20 protein-coding genes are annotated in these 19,094 nt (G+C 51.3%); 5 read left to right on the top strand and 15 right to left on the bottom strand.

Going from position 1 to position 19,094, the window contains the following annotated elements:
- Nucleotides 1–44: 44 nt before the first annotated feature.
- From C7B82_RS35340 to zds, 3 genes are read right to left on the bottom strand one after another with little or no spacing between them, the layout of a single operon-like run.
- Complete coding sequence (locus C7B82_RS35340; RefSeq protein WP_479687791.1) at nt 45–248, bottom strand: GFA family protein; 204 nt, start codon at nt 246–248, stop codon at nt 45–47.
- A 25-nt stretch (nt 249–273) separates the two neighbouring features.
- The gene (locus C7B82_RS05380) at nt 274–723 is read right to left on the bottom strand and encodes an SRPBCC family protein (RefSeq protein ID WP_106255281.1); all 450 of its coding nucleotides are present in this window, start codon (nt 721–723) and stop codon (nt 274–276) included.
- Nucleotides 724–736: 13 nt separating this feature from the next.
- Nucleotides 737–2,206: a 9,9'-di-cis-zeta-carotene desaturase gene (gene zds / locus C7B82_RS05375; protein ID WP_106255280.1), complete on the bottom strand. Its 1,470-nt coding sequence runs from the start codon at nt 2,204–2,206 to the stop codon at nt 737–739.
- A gap of 138 nt (nt 2,207–2,344) precedes the next feature.
- Here zds and C7B82_RS05370 point away from each other — a divergent pair, with 138 nt between their 5' ends.
- Complete coding sequence (locus C7B82_RS05370) at nt 2,345–2,596, top strand: ribbon-helix-helix domain-containing protein (RefSeq protein ID WP_245939741.1); 252 nt, start codon at nt 2,345–2,347, stop codon at nt 2,594–2,596.
- Nucleotides 2,596–2,916 carry a type II toxin-antitoxin system PemK/MazF family toxin gene (locus C7B82_RS05365; protein WP_245939740.1) on the top strand — a complete coding sequence of 107 codons (321 nt, stop codon included), beginning with the start codon at nt 2,596–2,598 and terminating at the stop codon, nt 2,914–2,916. Before C7B82_RS05370 ends, C7B82_RS05365 begins: the two co-directional genes overlap by 1 nt.
- Nucleotides 2,917–2,989: 73 nt before the next feature.
- Here the strand turns inward: C7B82_RS05365 and C7B82_RS05360 are convergent, their stop codons facing one another.
- Nucleotides 2,990–3,259, bottom strand: coding sequence for a type II toxin-antitoxin system RelE family toxin (locus C7B82_RS05360; RefSeq protein ID WP_245939739.1), 270 nt, complete (start codon nt 3,257–3,259; stop codon nt 2,990–2,992).
- Nucleotides 3,240–3,485: a hypothetical protein gene (locus tag C7B82_RS05355; protein WP_106255278.1), complete on the bottom strand. Its 246-nt coding sequence runs from the start codon at nt 3,483–3,485 to the stop codon at nt 3,240–3,242. The genes C7B82_RS05360 and C7B82_RS05355 overlap by 20 nt, the downstream gene beginning before the upstream one ends.
- Nucleotides 3,486–3,797: 312 nt before the next feature.
- Here C7B82_RS05355 and C7B82_RS05350 point away from each other — a divergent pair, with 312 nt between their 5' ends.
- Nucleotides 3,798–8,009 (top strand): SNF2-related protein, encoded by a 4,212-nt coding sequence (locus C7B82_RS05350; protein WP_106255277.1) that lies wholly within the window; start codon nt 3,798–3,800, stop codon nt 8,007–8,009.
- 67 nt (nt 8,010–8,076) lie between these two features.
- On the opposite strand, the gene C7B82_RS05345 is transcribed toward C7B82_RS05350, so the two are convergent.
- Both C7B82_RS05345 and C7B82_RS05340 read right to left on the bottom strand, forming a co-directional pair.
- Nucleotides 8,077–9,207, bottom strand: a complete 1,131-nt coding sequence (locus C7B82_RS05345; protein ID WP_106255276.1) for an aldo/keto reductase — start codon at nt 9,205–9,207, stop codon at nt 8,077–8,079.
- 118 nt (nt 9,208–9,325) lie between these two features.
- Entirely contained in the window at nt 9,326–9,832 is a 507-nt protein-coding gene (locus C7B82_RS05340; RefSeq protein ID WP_106255275.1) for a bifunctional nuclease family protein, read from the bottom strand.
- Nucleotides 9,833–10,221: 389 nt separating this feature from the next.
- On the opposite strand from C7B82_RS05340, the gene ribE reads away from it, so the two are divergent.
- Nucleotides 10,222–10,899, top strand: a complete 678-nt coding sequence (gene ribE, locus C7B82_RS05335; RefSeq protein ID WP_106255274.1) for a riboflavin synthase — start codon at nt 10,222–10,224, stop codon at nt 10,897–10,899.
- A 39-nt stretch (nt 10,900–10,938) separates the two neighbouring features.
- On the opposite strand, the gene C7B82_RS34985 is transcribed toward ribE, so the two are convergent.
- From C7B82_RS34985 to C7B82_RS05315, 6 genes are all read right to left on the bottom strand, one after another.
- A complete protein-coding gene (locus C7B82_RS34985; RefSeq protein ID WP_219904032.1) occupies nt 10,939–11,145 on the bottom strand; it encodes a hypothetical protein in 207 nt (68 codons plus the stop codon).
- Nucleotides 11,130–11,273, bottom strand: coding sequence for a hypothetical protein (locus C7B82_RS31325; protein ID WP_219904030.1), 144 nt, complete (start codon nt 11,271–11,273; stop codon nt 11,130–11,132). Before C7B82_RS31325 ends, C7B82_RS34985 begins: the two co-directional genes overlap by 16 nt.
- A 75-nt stretch (nt 11,274–11,348) precedes the next feature.
- The gene (locus C7B82_RS05330; protein WP_106255273.1) at nt 11,349–12,521 is read right to left on the bottom strand and encodes a DNA double-strand break repair nuclease NurA; all 1,173 of its coding nucleotides are present in this window, start codon (nt 12,519–12,521) and stop codon (nt 11,349–11,351) included.
- 73 nt (nt 12,522–12,594) lie between these two features.
- On the bottom strand, nt 12,595–13,251 hold the full coding sequence (locus C7B82_RS05325) for an HAD-IA family hydrolase (protein WP_106255272.1): 657 nt from the start codon (nt 13,249–13,251) through the stop codon (nt 12,595–12,597).
- A 53-nt stretch (nt 13,252–13,304) separates the two neighbouring features.
- On the bottom strand, nt 13,305–14,156 hold the full coding sequence (locus C7B82_RS05320; protein ID WP_106255271.1) for a pentapeptide repeat-containing protein: 852 nt from the start codon (nt 14,154–14,156) through the stop codon (nt 13,305–13,307).
- A gap of 483 nt (nt 14,157–14,639) precedes the next feature.
- Complete coding sequence (locus C7B82_RS05315) at nt 14,640–15,842, bottom strand: NAD(P)/FAD-dependent oxidoreductase (RefSeq protein ID WP_106255270.1); 1,203 nt, start codon at nt 15,840–15,842, stop codon at nt 14,640–14,642.
- 262 nt (nt 15,843–16,104) lie between these two features.
- On the opposite strand from C7B82_RS05315, the gene C7B82_RS05310 reads away from it, so the two are divergent.
- On the top strand, nt 16,105–16,335 hold the full coding sequence (locus C7B82_RS05310; protein WP_106255269.1) for a hypothetical protein: 231 nt from the start codon (nt 16,105–16,107) through the stop codon (nt 16,333–16,335).
- 330 nt (nt 16,336–16,665) lie between these two features.
- On the opposite strand, the gene C7B82_RS05305 is transcribed toward C7B82_RS05310, so the two are convergent.
- Nucleotides 16,666–18,477: a phospholipase D-like domain-containing protein gene (locus C7B82_RS05305; RefSeq protein ID WP_245939738.1), complete on the bottom strand. Its 1,812-nt coding sequence runs from the start codon at nt 18,475–18,477 to the stop codon at nt 16,666–16,668.
- A gap of 156 nt (nt 18,478–18,633) precedes the next feature.
- Nucleotides 18,634–18,798 (bottom strand): hypothetical protein, encoded by a 165-nt coding sequence (locus C7B82_RS31965; RefSeq protein ID WP_181357358.1) that lies wholly within the window; start codon nt 18,796–18,798, stop codon nt 18,634–18,636.
- Nucleotides 18,799–19,094 lie beyond the last annotated feature (296 nt).

Raw genomic sequence — 19,094 nt, 5'->3', positions numbered from 1 at the left:
TGGCGGTTTACGACAGCCGATGCACGCATCAAACTACAGCGACTTTACCCATCAACTGAAAATTGACAGACCACTAGTTCACTACCAGATTCCTCAAAAGTCAATGAGGCTAGTGGAAAATCAACCCAGGCCGCAATGGCTGACCCAGACCATCGCTGACACATGTGACAGCTACAAAAATGCGGAAAAATTGGCTCATCCGTTATTTTGTAACGAATACCTCCACATAAACAACTACCGGTGTACATACTTGAATCTCTAATGATCGAGGATCTACTGGTTTGCTTTGACTGTGAGCGCATATTGCCGGAAGCGCTCCAAATCCGCGTGTAGAGTTGATTCCACCACACGTCCGACGAAAAGGTTATCGAGCAGTTGACCGAGAAAACCAGGAATCGCATAGCCGATCGACATTTTGACGATGCTGCCTTTGTCGCCACGATCGTAAAAGCGAATGGCACCCCGATTGGGCAACCCATCTACCGATTCCCATTGAATGATCTGATTCTCTACTATCTTGAGAATCCGCGAGAGCCAGGTAAACTCAAAGCCCCCCGTTGCTAGCTTCCAGCGCGACAGTTCAGGCTTATCTTCCAGGACAGTGACGGAATCGATCCATTTCATCCACTTGGGCATTTGCTCTAGATCAGACCAAAGGCTCCAGACCAGATCGATCGGGGCATCAACTTCTACTTGGACACTGTGTTCGAGCCAGTTACTCACAACTCCCTACTCCCTAATAATTAAACAGCCCCACGCCTTCAACCTTATATCCCGTTGGTTCCAAAATTGCTTGAGCGGCTTGCCTGCCGGAGATTGTGGCTCCTTCCATGCTATCGATGTAGTCTTGCTGGGTGTAACTGCCTGCGAGGAAGAAGTTGGCAATGGGAGTTTTCTGGGCGGGACGATAGGGGTCCATGCCGGGGGCTTCGCGGTAGAGGGATTGGGCGAGTTTGACGACACTGTACCATGTCATCTTGAGGTCGCGGGAGGAGGGAAACAGATCGTGAACTTGCTTGAGGACGTGCTGGGCGATCGCTTCATTGCTCTGCTTAATAAATGGATCGCCAGGCGTTAGCACCAGTTGCATTAAAGACCCTTCGCCCTCACGGTAATAGTTGCTGGGACTCGTCAGCGCCATATCCGCGAAGCAAGAAAAGTCTGCGTCAGGTGTATAAAGCAGGTTGTCAATGCCAGCCGCATGATCCAGTTGTTTGCGTTGCTCTGCATCCTGTAACTCTGTCACCCAACCATCAAACCGAAGCTGTACAGTTGCGACAGGGACGGCATCCAGCTTGTAGATATTGTCAAACTCTTTCCAGGTGCGCCACTCGGCAGGCAGCAGGCGTTGAATGCCAGGAATATCACAGGCGGCGAGATACGCATCGGCAGTGATGGTTTCTTCCATATCGTCCTTCGCAACCACTAAGCCTGTGACGTGAGTCTGGTCGCCCTTGCCATCAAAGAGAACGTCCCGAATGCGGCGACGAGTGTGGATCTTTGTGCCACGTGCCTCCAGGTAGTCCACGATCGGCTTGTGCAGATACTCATGGGGTGAGCCTTCCAACATACGTAGCACCGAGGCTTCTGTTCTGGCGGCAAAGAACTGAAAGATCGTCAGCATACAGCGGGCGGAAATGTTTTCGGTGTCAATGAATCCCAAAGCATAGGCGATCGGGTTCCACATCCGCTTCAAGCTACCGTTTGAGCCACCGTGCTGGCGAAACCAATCGGCAAAGCTGATACCGTCTAGCTCTCGAATACTTCTCATCGCGCCGTCAAAGTCTACCAAGCCACGCACAATGGGACTGGTGCCGAGGGCGATCGCGTTTTGCACTTTGTCCTGTACCGAAAGCTGAGACGTGGTGAAGAATGCCTTCAGTCCATTAAAGGGAGCACCAGTGATAAAGCGAAAATCCAACATGCCTGTTTGCCCACCACGATTGATGAAGGTGTGGGTGTGTTCTTTTCGCAGCAGGCTCTCAAAGGCTCCCACCTTTTTCATGAGGTCAAACAGGTTGTAGTAGCAGCCGAAGAACACATGCAGACCCATCTCCAGATGGTTGCCATCAGCATCGACCCAACTGCCCACCTTGCCACCCACAAACGGACGGGACTCAAAGATTTCGACTTCATGTCCGGCATCGGCTAGCTCAACAGCTGCCGCCAAACCTGCCAGTCCTGCGCCCACGATCGCAACTCGCATTCTGTCCTTCTCGCTTAGTTTGCTTTACGTATTGTAAAGGAATGTATGAGGACGTGAATGGCAACCTGCTACGACCGAACGCATTCAGGCGTTCTTGCGGCGCTGGTATGACCAGGGTATAACTAAAGTGTAGTGACGATGCCAATCATGACGATGAAAACTGCAATTTCACTGCCAGACCCAGTGTTTAAAGAAGCAGAAGCACTAGCTAAACAATTGGGTGTATCACGCAGCGAGCTTTACACAGAGGCATTGAAAGCCTATTTACGGAAATACAACCGTGATCAGATTTTGCATAAGCTGAATGAGGTTTATGCTGAAGCACCTTCCGAACCCGATCCAGCTTTAACAAAGATGCAATTTATGTCCCTACCGCATGAGGATTGGTAGTGTATCGCGGTGAAATTTGGTGGGCAAATTTGCCAGAGCCGCTGGGTTCAGAACCTGGCTATCGTCGTCCGGTTGTGATTGTTCAAGATGATGTCTTCACGCAAAGTCGTATCAGTACGGTCATTGTTGTCATCATTACCTCGAATACTCGGTTAGCAGAAGCACCTGGCAATGTCTTGCTACCTCGTGAAGCGACAGGGTTGCCCAAAGATTCTGTGGCTAACGTGTCTCAGATTTTTACCATTGACAAACGGTTTTTAGTAGAGCGTGTTGGCACATTGCCAGAAGGTTTACAAGAAGACGTAAACGAAGGACTGTGAGCAGTTTTGTACCTCCACCCCTACGACAAATCCAAATCTGTATTTTCTGGTCGAGTCAACTAGCCGATCTCAGCTACTTATAAACATCACCACGCGATCCGATCGTTGTCACAATATAGATTTTGTTCTCTATGTCTTCAACAAACAAAATTCGATACTTTCCTACCCTTAAACGCAATTCTGAGCGACCTTTCAATGATTTTATGTCAAGCGCTGTTGGAGCAGTGGTTAAAGTATCGAGTGCATTGACTACGCGTTCTTGATCAGCCAGTTGCATCCGCTCCAAATAACGTTGAGCGGGTTTCAAGACAATGTATTGCCAATCAACCAACGCTTCGTCCAAAAAGCTTCAGCTTTAATGCCTCTGAAGACAAACCGTTGTCTCGTCCAGTGCGGTAGTTTTGCAAAGCATTTTCACTCTCTTCAATTTCCTCAGACGGTATTAGCTCATCTGTGCCTTCGACTATCACCGACTGATAGGCTAACGCTTTTAGCGCCTCCAGCAGCCGAACTTGGTCAGTAGGAGTAAGCCGTTGTGCCAGGTTCAAGACCTCTTCATACGTCAGCATAGACTGCCATCGAGAATGTTTGGGTTAAACTCAGTATAAATCCCACGCGAGATTTACCTCCTGACCACAGAAGTGATTTTGCCTGAAGCCGATCTTCCTTAAAGCAAAATGGCTTGCAATCCTCAGCGAGCTATGCATGTTGGGAAAAATCTACTGGTTCGATCGCCCTGAGCGCAATCACTCAAAAATTTATTACCATCAGAACACGGGCACTCTCGTCATTTTGTCGTATATTTGTTCATCTTTACTCTGACTGCGACAACACTCTGGCTGTATTCTGGCTGTAGCGATCGCTCTCTTCAGACGTGCACTATGATCTCCCCTATTCCTGACCTTGAGCAGAGCCGTCATCAGCTTGTAATGGTCTATCGTAAGTTGCCGTCGCTGGAGCAAGTGATGGTGCAGTTGTTTTCGGTCATTTACGAACCGATCAGCCGATCGTTACTGCTCAGTTGTTGGAATCACTTTGCCACCTCCGATCGAGACATCAAGACGCTGATCGCCTCAAACATCAAGCCGTATATCGATCGCTTGCTGGAACTGGGTGTGCTAGTGCAGCAAAGTGGTGCTGGCCCCCAATGCCATCCGTTGCTGACCGAAATTGCGACCCGTGATGCCGTGCAAGCGAATCGGTTTGAGCGCTTGGTGGAGGCCGTGCAAAAGGGGTTTCCGGTGCCGAGACGCTGGAAAGATGGACCGATTTCGTTTGGCACCGATCGGCAACTCATTCGCGAGATTCGGATCGGTCTCTATCGCAAAGATATTAAATTCATCAACAAGCAATTAGAGGATTACTACAAATACACCTATCAAAAAGAGAAGCTGTCGCTGGACGATATCTATCAGCAGATCTGTAATAACCCCTTTGATCCAGACTGGTTTCGTACGCTTCCCACTGATCTGTATAACAGTGCGCTTATCAGCATTTTGAACTCTTCAATGCTGGAGCTAACGCCTGCCAGTGCGCCCTTGTCGCTGTTGGAAGAAGATGTCGCTAAAGCAGGCAAGCAAAGTTCAATCCTACAATTGGTCGTTTTAGTCGAACAGTTGCTCTTGCGGGGACGCTTACAGGAGGCGCAGCAAATCCTTGATCAGGCTCCGGATGCCTACCAACCGCAGTTCGCGGCGTTGCGGGGACAGATCAGCGTTTTGCAGGGAGAGGATGCCACGGCGATCGCCCAATACACAATGGCGCTACAAGCCCTCAAGAAAGGCACTGGCAAGCGGAAAATCTATTTCCAATCCATGAGTGGCCTCTTTTTCGTCCTGGCATTGTTGAAGGAGGGGTCTGCCGATCGCCTGATGGAAGCCGCCGAATACACCAGCATTGCACGACAGTCGAAGCATTGGCTCAGCACGACCTATGCCGCACTGGAAAATGTGATCAAAGTGCAGCAAGGGGATCTGGCGAAGAAAGCCTGGATCAGCAACATGCCGATCGCCTCCCACAAAGCGGGAAACAGCCTGGAAACGTTGGTTTGTGCGCTTTGCCTCTATTGGGTTGACGTGGAGCAAGCGAAAAAAAATCTGCCGAGGCTACTAGAGCCGTTTTACAACGATGCGGGCACGTCGGGCTATCTCTGGTTGGCAAAGACCGTTGGTGAACTGCTGGCTAAACTGAAGCCGCGCAGCCCTTACGTCAAGCAGGTGCCAACGTTACTCCCCAATACCAAACTGCGATCGCTAGCAGACTTGATCGAACCACAAGAAGCCTGGGAGCTGTGTCTAAATGCCCTGACTCATCTCCAGAAAGATCAGCCGCAAGTGACACCAGCCAAGTCGGAGACGACCCAACGCCTTGCCTGGTTCGTGACGTTTTACTCTACTGGCTGTGTGCTGCAACCGCGAGAGCAATCGCTGGGTGTCAAAGGGGCATGGAGCAAAGGTCGCCCGATCGCCTTGAAGCGGCTCAAAAATGATGCCAGTGAGTTTAGCTACCTCACGCCTCAAGATCTGAAGCTGTGTGCCCAAATCAAAACCTATGCCTATGGCTGGGGCAATAAAACAGACTATACCTTTACTGAGAAGGCGATCGCGCTGCTGGTCGGGCATCCTTATGTTTTTTGGGAAGATGCTCCTACCACACGCATTGAGGTCGTGAAAGGTGAACCCGAACTGCTGGTGAAAAAAAGCAAAGACCAGCAGCTCACGCTGCAATTTTCACCGGAGATCAAAGACAACAAAGAGACCCTGACGGTAAAGGAAAGCCCCACGCGGCTCAAGGTCATCGACATCACGCCAGAGCATCGCCGCATTGCCGAAATTCTGGGACAGAAAAATCGCCTGGAAGTGCCTGCGGCGGCAAAAGAGCGCGTCTTGTCTGCCATTAATGCCGTTTCTAGCATTGTGACCGTCCATTCCGATATCGGTGGTGGCGTGGCTACAGAGGAAGTGCCTGCCGATCCGAAACCCCACATCCACCTGCTGCCTGCAAGTGCGGGCTTGAAAGTCGCGGTACTGGCACGTCCCTTTGCGACAGGTGGTCCCTACTACCGTCCCGGCACGGGTGGTGAAACGGTGATTGCGGAAGTAGATGGCAAGCGCTTGCAGACGACGCGAAATTTGCGCGAAGAGAAGAAGCTAGCGAATGCCGCGATCGCTGCCTGTCCCACCTTTCTGCAGTACGAAAAACAGGATAACGAGTGGCTCATTGATGACCCGGAAGCGTGTTTGGAACTGTTGCTGGAGTTGCAAGCATTGGGCAATGCGATCGTGATTGAGCACCCTGAAGGCGAAAAATTCCGCGTGGCGCATCAGTCCACCCTCAAAGATTTCAGGCTCACGATTAAACGGCAGAACGATTGGTTTGAGACAGACGGCGAGCTGAAGGTCAGTCCGGATCTCGTCCTCGATATGCAACAGCTGATGCAATTGCTGGAGAAATCCCCCAGTCGTTTTATCCCGCTCGGTGATGGGCAATTTCTGGCGCTCACCCAGGAATTCCGCAAACGGTTGGATGAACTCCGCACCTTTTCAGAGCGATCGGGCAAAGGGGTAAAACTACATCCCCTCGCCGCTTTGGCTGTCGAAGACTGGATGGAAGAAGTCGGCGATCTCAAAGCAGACAAACACTGGAAGGCGCATATCCAGCGGCTCAAGGAGATCCAAAACTTTGACCCCCAATTGCCGTCAACCCTGCAAGCTGATCTGCGTGATTATCAGATCGATGGGTTCCGCTGGCTGGCGCGGTTAGCGCACTGGGGCGTGGGAGCCTGCCTCGCCGATGATATGGGTTTGGGCAAAACCTTGCAAGGCTTGGCAGTCATCCTCACTCGTGCGCCTGAAGGCCCCACGCTCATCGTCGCGCCTACGTCTGTCTGCATGAACTGGATGGGAGAGGCACAACGCTTTGCACCGACGCTCAACGCGATCCAGTTTGGCAGTGGCGATCGTCAAAAAGTGCTGGATAACCTGCAACCGTTTGACCTACTGGTGTGTAGCTACGGGTTGCTGCAACAAGAAGAGGTCGCCGACAAGCTGGCAAAGGTGCAGTGGCAGACGATCGTGCTGGATGAAGCCCAATCCATCAAAAACTTTGCCACCAAGCGATCGCAAGCCGCAATGAATCTCCAGGGTGGTTTCAAACTGTTGACTACCGGCACGCCGATCGAAAACCATTTGGGCGAACTCTGGAACCTGTTTCGCTTTATCAATCCCGGTCTACTCGGTTCCCTGGAAAGCTTTAACCAGCGCTATGCCACACCGATCGAGCGTTACAGCGATCACGATGCCCGCAATCGGCTGAAGAAACTCATTCAGCCCTTTATTCTGCGTCGCACCAAAAATCAAGTCCTGCAAGAATTGCCCTCCAGAACGGAGATTCTACTGCAAGTTGAGCTGAGTCGAGAAGAACTGGCGTTTTATGAAGCTCTACGGCGAGAGGCGATCGCGAAACTAGCCGACAGTGACGCCAAAGCAGGTGCCAAGCATCTGCAAGTACTGGCAGAAATCATGCGCTTGCGGCGAGCGTGTTGCAATCCCAGCCTGGTGAAACCAGAACTCGCCATACCCAGTTCTAAGCTGCAACTCTTTGGCGAAGTGCTGGCAGAACTACTGGAAAACAAGCACAAAGCACTGGTGTTCAGTCAGTTTGTGGATCACCTGCACATCATTCAAGCTTATTTGGATGCCCAAAAAATCACTTATCAATATCTAGATGGCAGTACGCCGATGGCAGAGCGCAAGAAGCGCGTTAATGCCTTTCAAGCAGGCGAAGGTGATGTCTTTCTCATTAGCCTCAAAGCCGGTGGTACGGGGTTGAATCTTACCGCAGCGGATTATGTCATTCATATGGATCCCTGGTGGAATCCCGCTGTGGAAGATCAGGCGAGCGATCGCGCCCATCGCATTGGACAAAAGCGCCCCGTGACAATCTATCGGTTGGTGGCAAAGGAGACGATCGAAGAGAAGATTGTCGATTTGCATCAACACAAGCGTGATTTAGCTGACAGTTTGCTCGAAGGGGCAGAGATGAGCGGGAAAGTGTCAACGGATGAATTGCTGCGGTTGATTTCTGAAGGTTGAGCAGCTAGTGGTCCGTAGACAGTGGACAGCGATCAAAAGCGCCCCATCCTTCAACGCACCAAGCATTTTACTCCCACAATCGGCGTCCCGCTTTACCATTCAGCCGCTCATGCGTATCGCGCAGCAGTGCCGGGATATTCAGCGCTTCTGGGCAACGAGGCAGGCAGTCGCCGCAATTCGTACAGCGATTGCCCTTGTTACCGGGAAACCAATGACCCGCGTTTTCAAACATCTGATAGCGGTACTGCCCAAACTGGGTCATGTCGTAGCCGATCGCCAGGTTCCTTAACCGCAGCACTTCGGGAATGTGAATGCCTTCTGGACAGGGCAAACAGGCATAACACTGACTACACCGATCGTTACCCAAAGCGTTTGCCTGATGGTCTTCTAAGCGTTCAAAGACCGCGACTTCTTCTGGTGACAGAGGCTCCACACGATCGGCCGCAGCTAACGGCAACGCCAACTCACTTGCGTTTGCGGCACCGACGCTGAGTGTTGTCATTCTGGGGTCGCTCAACAGAAAGCGATAGTTCAACTCCAGCGGCGAAAACGGTTGACACAATTGCTCCAGCGTTTCGGATGGCGTGTAGAGCAAACCGCCTTTGTCAGCGGGCGAAATGATAAACACGCCCATATCCTTTGCCTGCGCAAAGGCGATCGCGGGTGCATTGCGTTGAAAAAAGTAGGTGTAGTGCAGATTGACAAACTCAAACAGGTCAGTCGCAATCGTCGCCAGAATCACTTCCAGCGCCCCATGCGTCGAAAAGCCGACGTGCCGAACGAGTCCCTCTGCAACGGCCTGTCGCACCGCCTGCATACAACCCGTCTCTGCGTTTATCCAGTCCAGATGTTCCCAGGTATTAAGGCCGTGAATGGCCAGCCCATCGAGGTAGTCCAGCTTGAGGCGATCGAGCGACTGGTCAATGGCCTGTGCCATCGTGGTCGCATCAGCCGTTGGCACCAGCTTTGTCGTGATGAAGAGCTGCGATCGCGGCACCCCTAAGCCCGTTTGCAGCGCCTCTCCTAAATATTGCTCGCTTTTACCGTACCCCTGCGCCGTCTCCAGGTGGTTAATACCGGCCGCCACTGCCTGCGCAAGAGTGTGATAGGCAACCTCTGCTGACGCTAAGCAACGCATCGTCCCCAGCGAAAACACTGAGAGCGATCGATTGGTCTTGCCAAAGCGGCGATACTTCATGAAAGGATAAAGGCTAAAGTCTTAAAGATAAAGATGAAAGGAAAAGCCAAAAAATCACTGCCGTCCCTCTCTCTTCTTTTATCCTTTATCCTTTATCCTTTATCCTTTTGCCTTTCTTTCACTGCGCTTCCTCACTGCTGAAGTTGCCCCGTTGCAAAAAGTCTTCTGGGCGGAGGTTCGAGAGAAAATCACGGAAGGCTTTGCGTTCGGCTTCATCGGCATCACGATCAACAGGAATCGACGCATCAGCAACAACTTCTTCGAGTACCCAGATGGGGCTGTTGGTGCGGAGTGCAATCGCGATCGCATCGCTAGGACGAGCATCAATTTCTTTCTTGGTCTCACCCTGAGAAACCGTCAACATAGCGTAAAACGTGTTGTCTTGTAGGGAGTGAATGACAATACGTTCCAGGCTCATGTCCCATTCTTCGAGGAGGTTGACGAACAGGTCATGGGTTAGCGGACGCGGTGGCGTTTGGCTCTCCAAGGCGTTGATAATTGCTTTTGCCTGATCCTGCCCGATGTAGATTGGTAACTGTCGTCGCTCAGTGGAATCTCTCAAAAGCACGATTGGGCTGCGTGTGGCGGCATCCAATGCAATTCCAGCGACTTTCATTTCAATCATCGTCTTAGCCTCTAGAATACCTGAAGAAAAGGTGAGTCAACGTAACGAACCGAGACTGAATAGTACATTTGCTTAAACCGATTGCTTCCTAGTTCCAGGGAGTTGGTCGTCTCTAGCCATAGTTGAGAGTGGCCTCGCCTCATTCGCCAAACCCTAAAAAAATGAGAAAAGGCTAGAACTAGAAAGGGTAGAGCTAAGATCAAAACAAGCCGCTTGTCACGTAATGAAAGGCGCTTGACCTTAAGTATGCCCTGATTTATCCCCTGATCCTAATGGATTGTTTAGCAAATTTGACAATCTGAAGAAGTTTCTCGATTGTTGAGTGGGCCTGGATTTTGGCATGAATAGAGCAAAGTCAGTCAAAAATTAACAAATTCTGAGACAAAACTGTGTTTACTGGTCTTGTTCAAGGGTTAGGGACGCTACAGTCCCTGGGAGTCGATAAATTAAGAATCACTTGCTTGCCTGCCGTGTCCGGATTGATTATGCAAGACCTGGAGATCGGTGACAGTGTGGCAGTCGATGGCGTATGCCTGACGGTCGTTGAGCTTTTACCACAGGGGTTTCTGGCAGATGCCTCGCCCGAAACCCGCGATCGCTCCAGTTTGGGGCAAGAAGACGGTACGCTAGTCAATCTGGAAACCTCCTTAAAAGTAGGCAGTAAGCTCGGTGGGCACTTTGTCACTGGACACGTAGACGGCACGGGCCAACTACAAGGTTCCGTCCAAACGGCAACCTCCTGGGAAATGACGTTCACGACAAACCAGACGCAGGTTGCCCGCTACATCATTCCCAAAGGTAGCATTGCCGTGAATGGCATCAGTTTGACGATCGCCGACTGTGACCCTGCTGGCACCTGGTTTACCGTAGCGGTTATTCCTCATACCTATGCGGAGACCAATCTCAATTACCTGCGACCTGGTAGTACCGTGAACCTGGAAGGCGACATTTTGGGCAAATACGTCGAAAAGTTTCTGCGGCACGGGACAAGTTCAGGAGACTCCAGGGAATCCTTGACACTCGAAAGCCTGACGCCTACATTTCTTGCAGAACATGGTTATTTCTAGCAATGGTGTTCGTCACGCTCGTACTAGCCTGACGCTTGATCAGGCAAAAATTGTGGCAAGCTGAAGTTCCCAACGGGGACGATCGTCCATAGCATCCGTTTGTAATGTTGCAACAGGTAGTGAGATCGTAGCGTTTGGCAAAACGATCCGCCTAACCGCATAGTTGAACGCGCCCTCATGTTGAAACGCCAATTCTCGCAACAGATTCCGGCAGCAGACCGTATGTGCCGTTAGTTTCGCTGCCATCTGATGAATTTCTCCACGATCAATTCAACGCGATCGTCTTCAGCAAAGAAGCCAATCTCGGTCAAGCGATGGTATTCCGCGATCGTGAAGCGTTTGGGAGTTGCCAGTTTCATCTCCGCCAGGTTCATAAGCTGTTCGCTCAATAGGCACGCTTTAATTCTATGCTGCCCCTTTCACCCTTCATCCTTTCACCCTCTATCCCTCTACCGCCGCCTTGCCTTACTCACCATCTTGCGCGAAAGCCTCAAATGCAGGTTTTCTTCTTCTGCCCACTCTTGTAGCAGGCGATAGAACATTTGGCGATCGTCCATCTTCAGTACTGCGGTCTCGTCAGCAGTTTCAATGACGTAGGGATAACCACTGCCGATGATAATTTCGCCACGCACCCAGTCAAGCACGTTTTCCAGCAAGCCTGCCTCATGAATCCAGGTTGGCAGCTCTAGACGTACAGGAAAGCCATCGTGTGCTTTGAGATAGGTGAAGCCAATCCGGCTCGCGATCGCGCCTGGATACTGCCTCAAAATCCCCGGTCGGCGACAGCGAAATAAAGGCGTACGATCGCCCCACTGCATACTCCGCACTAACGACGCGTCGTGAATAGCGGGTGCATCGGGTAAGCCCGGTGACAACCGTTGCAGCATCAAGGTCAAATCACGCGCGTAGGAAGTGTCGATGTAGCCAACCAGCGGCACTCGGTACTTTTCGCTTGCCTGCAGAAGGCGCACAACGCAATCAATATAGTGCTGCTTCGTCTTTTCATCAAACGCTTCAGCAAACGTCACTACCAGCGAACCATCCAGAAACGCTAGACAATCGCCGCAGCCTGCCCGGTCTTCCATATATTGCACCAGTCGTTCTGTCTCCATCTCAAAGCGGCGCATATTCACCCGTCGATCGACCGGATCGCCGCTGGTATTTGCTTTGAGATCGGCTGGCGTCATCACATCGACGGCAATATCCTTGTCGTACTGTCCACCGGGCTGGTGCAAATTCTCAAACCAACCAATCTGCACCAGCGCCACAGGAATCGAAAAGTCTTTGCTGGGATAAATCTGGGAACCATCGACCGCAAACGTGGCAACGCCCGTGAGACAATCGCGCACCCACTGATGACTCTCCTCTCGACTTTGCCACGCCAGCCCAGACGGCATCAGCCAATTTGGATGATCGCCCAGTGGTTCAAGGGGCTCCGCACCGCGATCGTTCGCGACAAACTCCGACAGCTGTTCCAACAGAACCGCTTCCGTTGACTGTGAGGCCACAGCCAAGGCTTTTCGATATTTCTCTAACGCCTGTAACGTCGTTTGATCAAACGTAGCAAAATCAGCCCGCTTCTCTTTAAGCAGGTTGAGGATTTGAGATGGTTTTAGCGTCATAACCAGCAGTAAGACAGCATGATGATCAGTACAGACGTTCCAAAAAACGTCTCTACTACCCTACACCCAAACTCTACGTTCGTCGTAGCCAAATCCCGCGCATGCCGACCGCTTTTGCGGCCTGGTAGTCTTCCTCAAAACTGTCACCAATGTGCCATGCAGCGTTAGGTAAACAGTCGTGTTTCTGAAGAGCGATCGCAAAAATTTGAGCGTCAGGCTTTGCAGCACCAACCTCCGTCGAAAGGGTGACAGATGCGAAAAAAGTGGCTAAATCGAGAGCCTGTAGCACAGCATAAAGCCGCGAATCAAAGTTAGACAGAACACCCAGGGGTATGCCCATGCGTTGCCAGCGCTCTAATGCCGATCGCACATCGGGATACACAACCCACGGCGCTGCCGTCGCAAAGTGCGCATACAGTGCAGCAAAAAACTCGGTGAAATCGGGAAATTGTTCCAAAACACCTGCTTGCTTGAAGGTGTTGGTGGCGATCGCAAACCACCAGGCGAACTCTCTCGCTGGAATCTCGGCGCGATCGATTGTCCCAAACGCTGGTCTTCCTGCTGCTCGAAAACTCTGAAAAAAGGCTCGGTTTAAAGCCGTTGCCGAAACTTCCACCCCAAATTGACGCGCAATATCAGCATAAACACCGCCTACACTGCCTGTCACACCAAACAGCGTGCCTACCGCGTCAAGAAAAATGATTTTTGGGAACCTTGCTGGGTCGCTCACAAGTTTGTTTATCTTCCCACCCCATAGGCGATTTTCAGCTTTGCTGCTGCCTTCTAACCAGTGGCTACATTATCTGGCATGACCACGCCGCGCAAGTTGGCTCCGAGGAGATTGGCTTCCGTAAGGTCGGTTGAGGTCAGGTTGGTGCCGCGTAGATCCGCACCACTGAGCGTGGCACCGTTGAGGATCGTACCCGTTAGTTTTGCCATTGAGAGGTTTGCTTCAGTCAGGTTAACACCGCTCAAATTGGCATCGCTTAGATCAGCACCGCGCAAATCGGCACCACGTAGTTTAGCGTTAGTCAGGTTCGCGCCATTGAGATTAGCACTACTCAATTCAGCTTCTGTCAGAATGGCATCTTGCAAATTTGCCCCAGCCAAAATGGTCCAGCTTAAATTGGCACCACTCAGGTTCGCCTCACGCAAATCGCCGCTCAAAATGGCCTGGCATAGATAAGCACCACGCAAATTGGCAGCCCGCAGGTCAATTTCAAGGAGTTTGGCAGCGCAGAGGTTTGAGCCCCAAAGGTGGGCACTGTTCAAGTTCGCCTGACTGAGATTAACCGAATTTAGGGTTGCCTTATTCAGGATTGCCTGCACTAAACATGCTTGTCGGAGATCGGCCCCAGTCAAGTTGGCTTCTGTCAAATTGGCACATTGCAAATCAGCACCCCGTAAATCGACGCCCCAAAGATCAGCTCCGGTCAAATCGGCCTCAGCCAAGTTTGTTCCATCCATGCATGCTTCTCGAAGCACAATGCCGCACAAATTTGCCCCTCTCAGATCAGCATGGCTTAGGTCAATGCCTTTCAAGCTAGCTTTGCTGAGATTGACCCCCCACAAGCTAATCCGACTGAAATCTCTTTCTCCTGCGGCATAGCGCTTCAGGAGTTCACTCGCACGCATCTAGCTACCCTCAATACTCTGGTATTTGCCCCTGACTCTGTGGAATTCACACGTGAGCGTCTCAAAATTTGTCTAGTTTTCACCTTGCTCCACCACTCCACTAGCGCTGCCCTGGTAGCTAGCATCACAATCAGACTGGTCGTCATGTTTCTGTGAGGCGATTTCCGAGAAAAGTATTGCCCCTACAGGAGCGCAAGATCTTACACTTTTAAGTGACATGGACAGATGAGTATTTATTTATTTTTTGGAAATCTCCTTAGAAGCCTGAAGACATGAGCTAAAGAACACCGCTTTGAGCGCCCACAAAAGTGACGTTATACGTCACAGGTTTTGCTCCTCACCGCTGGATGGTGACGACATTCAAGGACGATCGCAGCCTTGCCTTACCTGATTGTTTGGGAAGAGAAGGCTTTCTTCAGTCAGTATGCCCGCAATCCAGAAGCAACTCTCTAGACCAGCCTGAATTCTGGAGTGCTGATGCCATTACGAATCGATCGACCCAATCGCATCGCGCAGTGGTTGGGCAATCCAGTTTAAACCAACGCGCACCTGATGCTCCAGGGTCGGCATCCGATACAAGTAAGCGAGTCGTCGTGCGACATAGGCAAAGGGCCCATCAAGCTTGAACCCCAAGCCAGTTAACGTGGCATTATCAGTGCCCAGAGCCATCATTTCACCGAGGTGCTGATAGCGGAAGGGCAAAAGGGGTCGATCGGTGAGCGATGCCCAAAGATTCCAGCCGACATATTCAGACTGTTGGAAGGCAGCCTGTGCCGTGGCGGGTACCTGCTGCCCATCGGCGTCTTTGGAATCTACAAGGTCGCCCAGCGAGAAGACATCTGGGTTGTCAACCGTTTGTAGGGTCGGAGTCACGACAATCTGTCCGCGTGCATTCTTCTTGAGCGGCAGGTTGTTAATTACTTCAGCAACACGAGTGCCCACCGTCCACAGCACCAGATCGACGGGGATGGTGTCAACATTGCCTTTATAAGCAAGGGCGATCGTCTCAGCCGCGATCGCCTCTACCCCTGTTTCCAAATCAAGCCACACACCTCTCGCTTCTAACGCTTTTGTTGCGGCTGCACGGTTGAAATCAGGAGAGGTTCTAAGAATCTGATCCGCTTGCTCAACCAGACGAACGCGTCCCCGTTCGCCAAGGCGATCAGCTAATTTGCAAGCGAGCTCGACGCCCGCATAGCCAGCACCCACGATCGCCACCCGAATCTTTTCCGCATCAGACTCTTCTAGGGTTCGCAGGCGTTCTTCTAGCCGATAGGCATCTGTAATAGAGCGAAACGGTAACGCGTATTCGGCTGTTCCTGGCACACGGTCAAGGGGCGTTTCGCCGCCCAAACTCAGCACAAGACGATCGAAGGACAAGCGATGTCCATCCTGAAGCTGCACATGCTTTGTGACCAAATCAACATCTGTAACCGTGCCTTGGTGAAAGCGCACACCTGTACCCGCCAACAGTTCTTCAAACGGTGGTGCAATCTCCCAGGTTTGCAGCTCGCCTGTCATCAATTCGTAGAGCAACGGCGAGAAGAGAAAGCGATCGCTGCGATCGACCAGCGTCACTTCTGGCTTCTCGTGCTTTGTCCAGGGCAGTTGACTCAGGCGCAAAGCCGTGTAGAGACCACCAAAGCCTCCACCAAGAATGCAAATACGGGCAGGTTGTTGAGTCATGGCTTCTGATGGCACAAAGGTAGCTACTGGCAGTTCTCTTTCAGGATAACAACTGCATCCTTTTAGCGCTTAGCATGAGCAACGCTCAACGAGAGTGAAGCATGCATTAGCTACTGCGAAACCGTAGAACCACTCGATCACACTCAATTGTGAAGTACCTCCTTTATTTTTTAATAATGATGACTTCAGTGGTTCAACGCTGGTGGGATAAAGCCTGCTTTGCGATTGTAGATTATGTTAGGCATCTATCTTGAGCACATCTATGCGTCAACTCGCAATCGTTTTTTCTCTATTCACTCTGTTACTATCGCTGGCGGCTCCTGCCATGGCAGATAGAGAGGGTGTTCCAGGTCGTCGGGTGGGCGGAGGTACGCGCTGGACGACACCGCGGATCAAACAGCACCACTCTATGCAAGGCAAATTGAGCGCTATGGCCTTTGCGTCTAGAACCCGCTTACCGATCGCTCTAAAGCTCCGAGCACTCTACGGCTAAGAGCGCTGACTCAGAAATCGGGTTTCTTCACGAAAAAATCGGGTTTCTTCACGAGAAGATGCCGTTTGAGCGTTCGGGTTGCGTCCAGGGTTCTGGACTCTGACAAACCATTACTGGGCAATCAGCCTGGAGGCTTTGTAAGATCACCGTCGCCTGCTGTCGATCAGCGTCAGGCCGACTGCTTATGCTGTCAAAACTTTGTGTTCCCCACCGTGTAAGCATTCAGGCGGCTAAAGCGTCTGTTGGCGGCTGCAAAAGCAGCCAAGCGTTCGTGAAGCACTTGGCTGGTACTGGGCAGCTATTGTTCCGACAAGCTTGTCTCTAAAGCCTTCACCAGGTTACCTGAGGTTCTAATCGCTTCAGGAGTTTGGGCCCGACACCAGGAATTCGATCTAAATCCTCTAGAGACGTGATGGGATGCTGTTGACGGGCGGCAATAATGCGCGTTGCGAGTGCTTTGCTGACACCTGGTAAGGCATCGATCTCTGCGTGAGTAGCTGTGTTGAGGTTTACTCGCGGTATAGATGGCGACTCGCTTGGGTTTGGATGGGCGATCGGGGTAGTAGCCGCATGTCGGGTCTTGGGGCGATTGCCACTAGCCTGATGACTGATTGGTGCTGGTGCGTTCGCCTGACGCGATGGACACTGCTGTCGCTGAGCATTAACCTTTTTTTGGACAGCAGGCGGGATGCCCAAAATAGCATTTGTATAGAGTCGTTCAAATTCTCGCTGGTAATGAGCAGCCACGATCGCGCTATGCACCACCAATACAGTCTCGTCATTGCCTGTATTGGCAGCATCTGTCCAGTTGTGAGACCCAGTAATGACGGTTTCCTGATCGACGATGCCAAATTTGTTGTGCAGCAGGTCACCAGGCGGGAGACGAGGTACACCAACAGTCGTAATTGGGTTCTGCCAGGGACGATTGGCGGCTTCCTGCTTGCAGTCATCGGCAAGGGCAAGACCCAACATATCGAGCGCTTCACTATAGGAACGGTAGGCGAAGCCTGGTTCAATGAGAGCTCTCACTTCGGCACCGTTTTGGTGCACCGTTTCTAGTAGATTGACCAATTTTTGTTCAGAGAAGACAAACAGTGCCATATCAACCGATTTCTTAGCAGCACTGAGTGTTTTGCCAATCAAGCCATTGCTGCTACGCTCCCAGGGTATCGATGGACGAGTCGGTGAAAATTGGACTTCAACAGTGGTTGAGCCGATCGTGACCAATTGCGCTGGATGAAAGGGCTTTTTGATGCCAAATTTGCTGTCTAATTTGCCACCGGGACCATCGCCCCACATCAGGTTAAACTGCTGCGTGAACAGAGCTGCTAGCTCTGTGCTAGTAATTTTCAGCATGTTGTTCGCATTGCCGCGGCTGGCAGGCGATTTAAAGTCGCCATGTACATCGCTCGTGGTGAAGTTTGCCGACGTGACGATGATTGTGCGACCATCAACAACAACAAATTTGTCATGCATGAGGGCACTACCAGCGGAACCATCCGCGGTGTCATCAAGGCGGGGGATTTTGGCACGATCGAGCATGACCAACGCATCCCCTTGATCGATTTCCTCCTGGCTCAGTTGCCCATCACTATTGCGATCGGCAAGTTGACGAAACTCTTCGTAGCGACCGCGATCGCGGTCTGGCTGTTGTGCAATCTCTGCAGCTGTAAAGGTACTGAACGGGCGTGAGTACGTGTTTTCCAAGATGACTCTCACTTTCACGCCTGCTGCCTGTCTCGCCACTAGAGCCGCCGCAATTTTGGGCAGACGGAGTTCCTGAACCGCAACATCTACCGTTGCATGAGCTGCCGCGATCGCATCAACAATTTTTTGCTCTAAATCGTCTCCGTCTCGCGTCTGTTTGCGATAGGGTTCCGTATAGCGCGAGGCAGGTTCATGATTGGTGTAGACCTGAATCAAATCCTCCTGCGGTAGAGGCGTCGGACGAACGGGCTGAGAGTATCCTTGTTGACAGGCAGATAAGCCAAGCGCCAGTAGGATACCCAGTGAGGAGTGAAATTGATGATGGAAGAGAGGCACGGCTAAGCGAGGAAGAGTGGTGAAGTAAGCCTGCTGATAAGGGCAGGTCTCTCTGGTGAGAGTGCCCATTAATGAACTGAGAGCTACAATCGTCTTCAAGCCCCTCACACCTAATTTCTTTAGCAAGGATGTTCGTTACTTGCTAAAGAAATTAGGTGTCTGTCTCAAGCACGGCGTGCTATGACAGCAATTCTCCTTGTTATGAGCTACGCCCGAGTTTTGGTTTCGTCAATTACACGTATGCAGCAAAAAAGGCTATGGCGATCGCTCTGGTACAGCATCGTCTTGAGCGACGCTTACTTTTAGACTGCTCTGCCTCACCTTGAGGGCATAGCTTCCACACGGCTCAAATTCTGACTGATGGCTGATTGGATCAGCGCTTAAAGTCTCTAAATTTGACTTATCATAGTTTCGCTCCATACACTTAGCAATCAATCTCACATTATGCAAGTAGGACGCTCGGAACTCATTAAGACTCTTGAAGCTGGCGCTTTTGCTCTGACGTTGATCTTGCTGGCATTGGCTCAGACTCCGGCTGCGTCCAATAGCTTTAGTCTTTTAGTTGACACAGTGTCGCTTTCTAGTAGCCGCTAAGGATCGTGGATTAAATAAAATCGACAAATTATTTGCAGATAGGGGCGCACGGCCGTGCGCCCCTACGGGAAATGCCGGAGTTATTAAATTCTTGTTCCTAAGGAGATTTCTACAACAGAGAA

It is taken from the genome of Stenomitos frigidus ULC18, assembly GCF_003003795.1.
Lineage (GTDB): Bacteria > Cyanobacteriota > Cyanobacteriia > Leptolyngbyales > Leptolyngbyaceae > Stenomitos > Stenomitos frigidus_A.
This window is presented reverse-complemented; position numbering and strand designations above follow the sequence as displayed.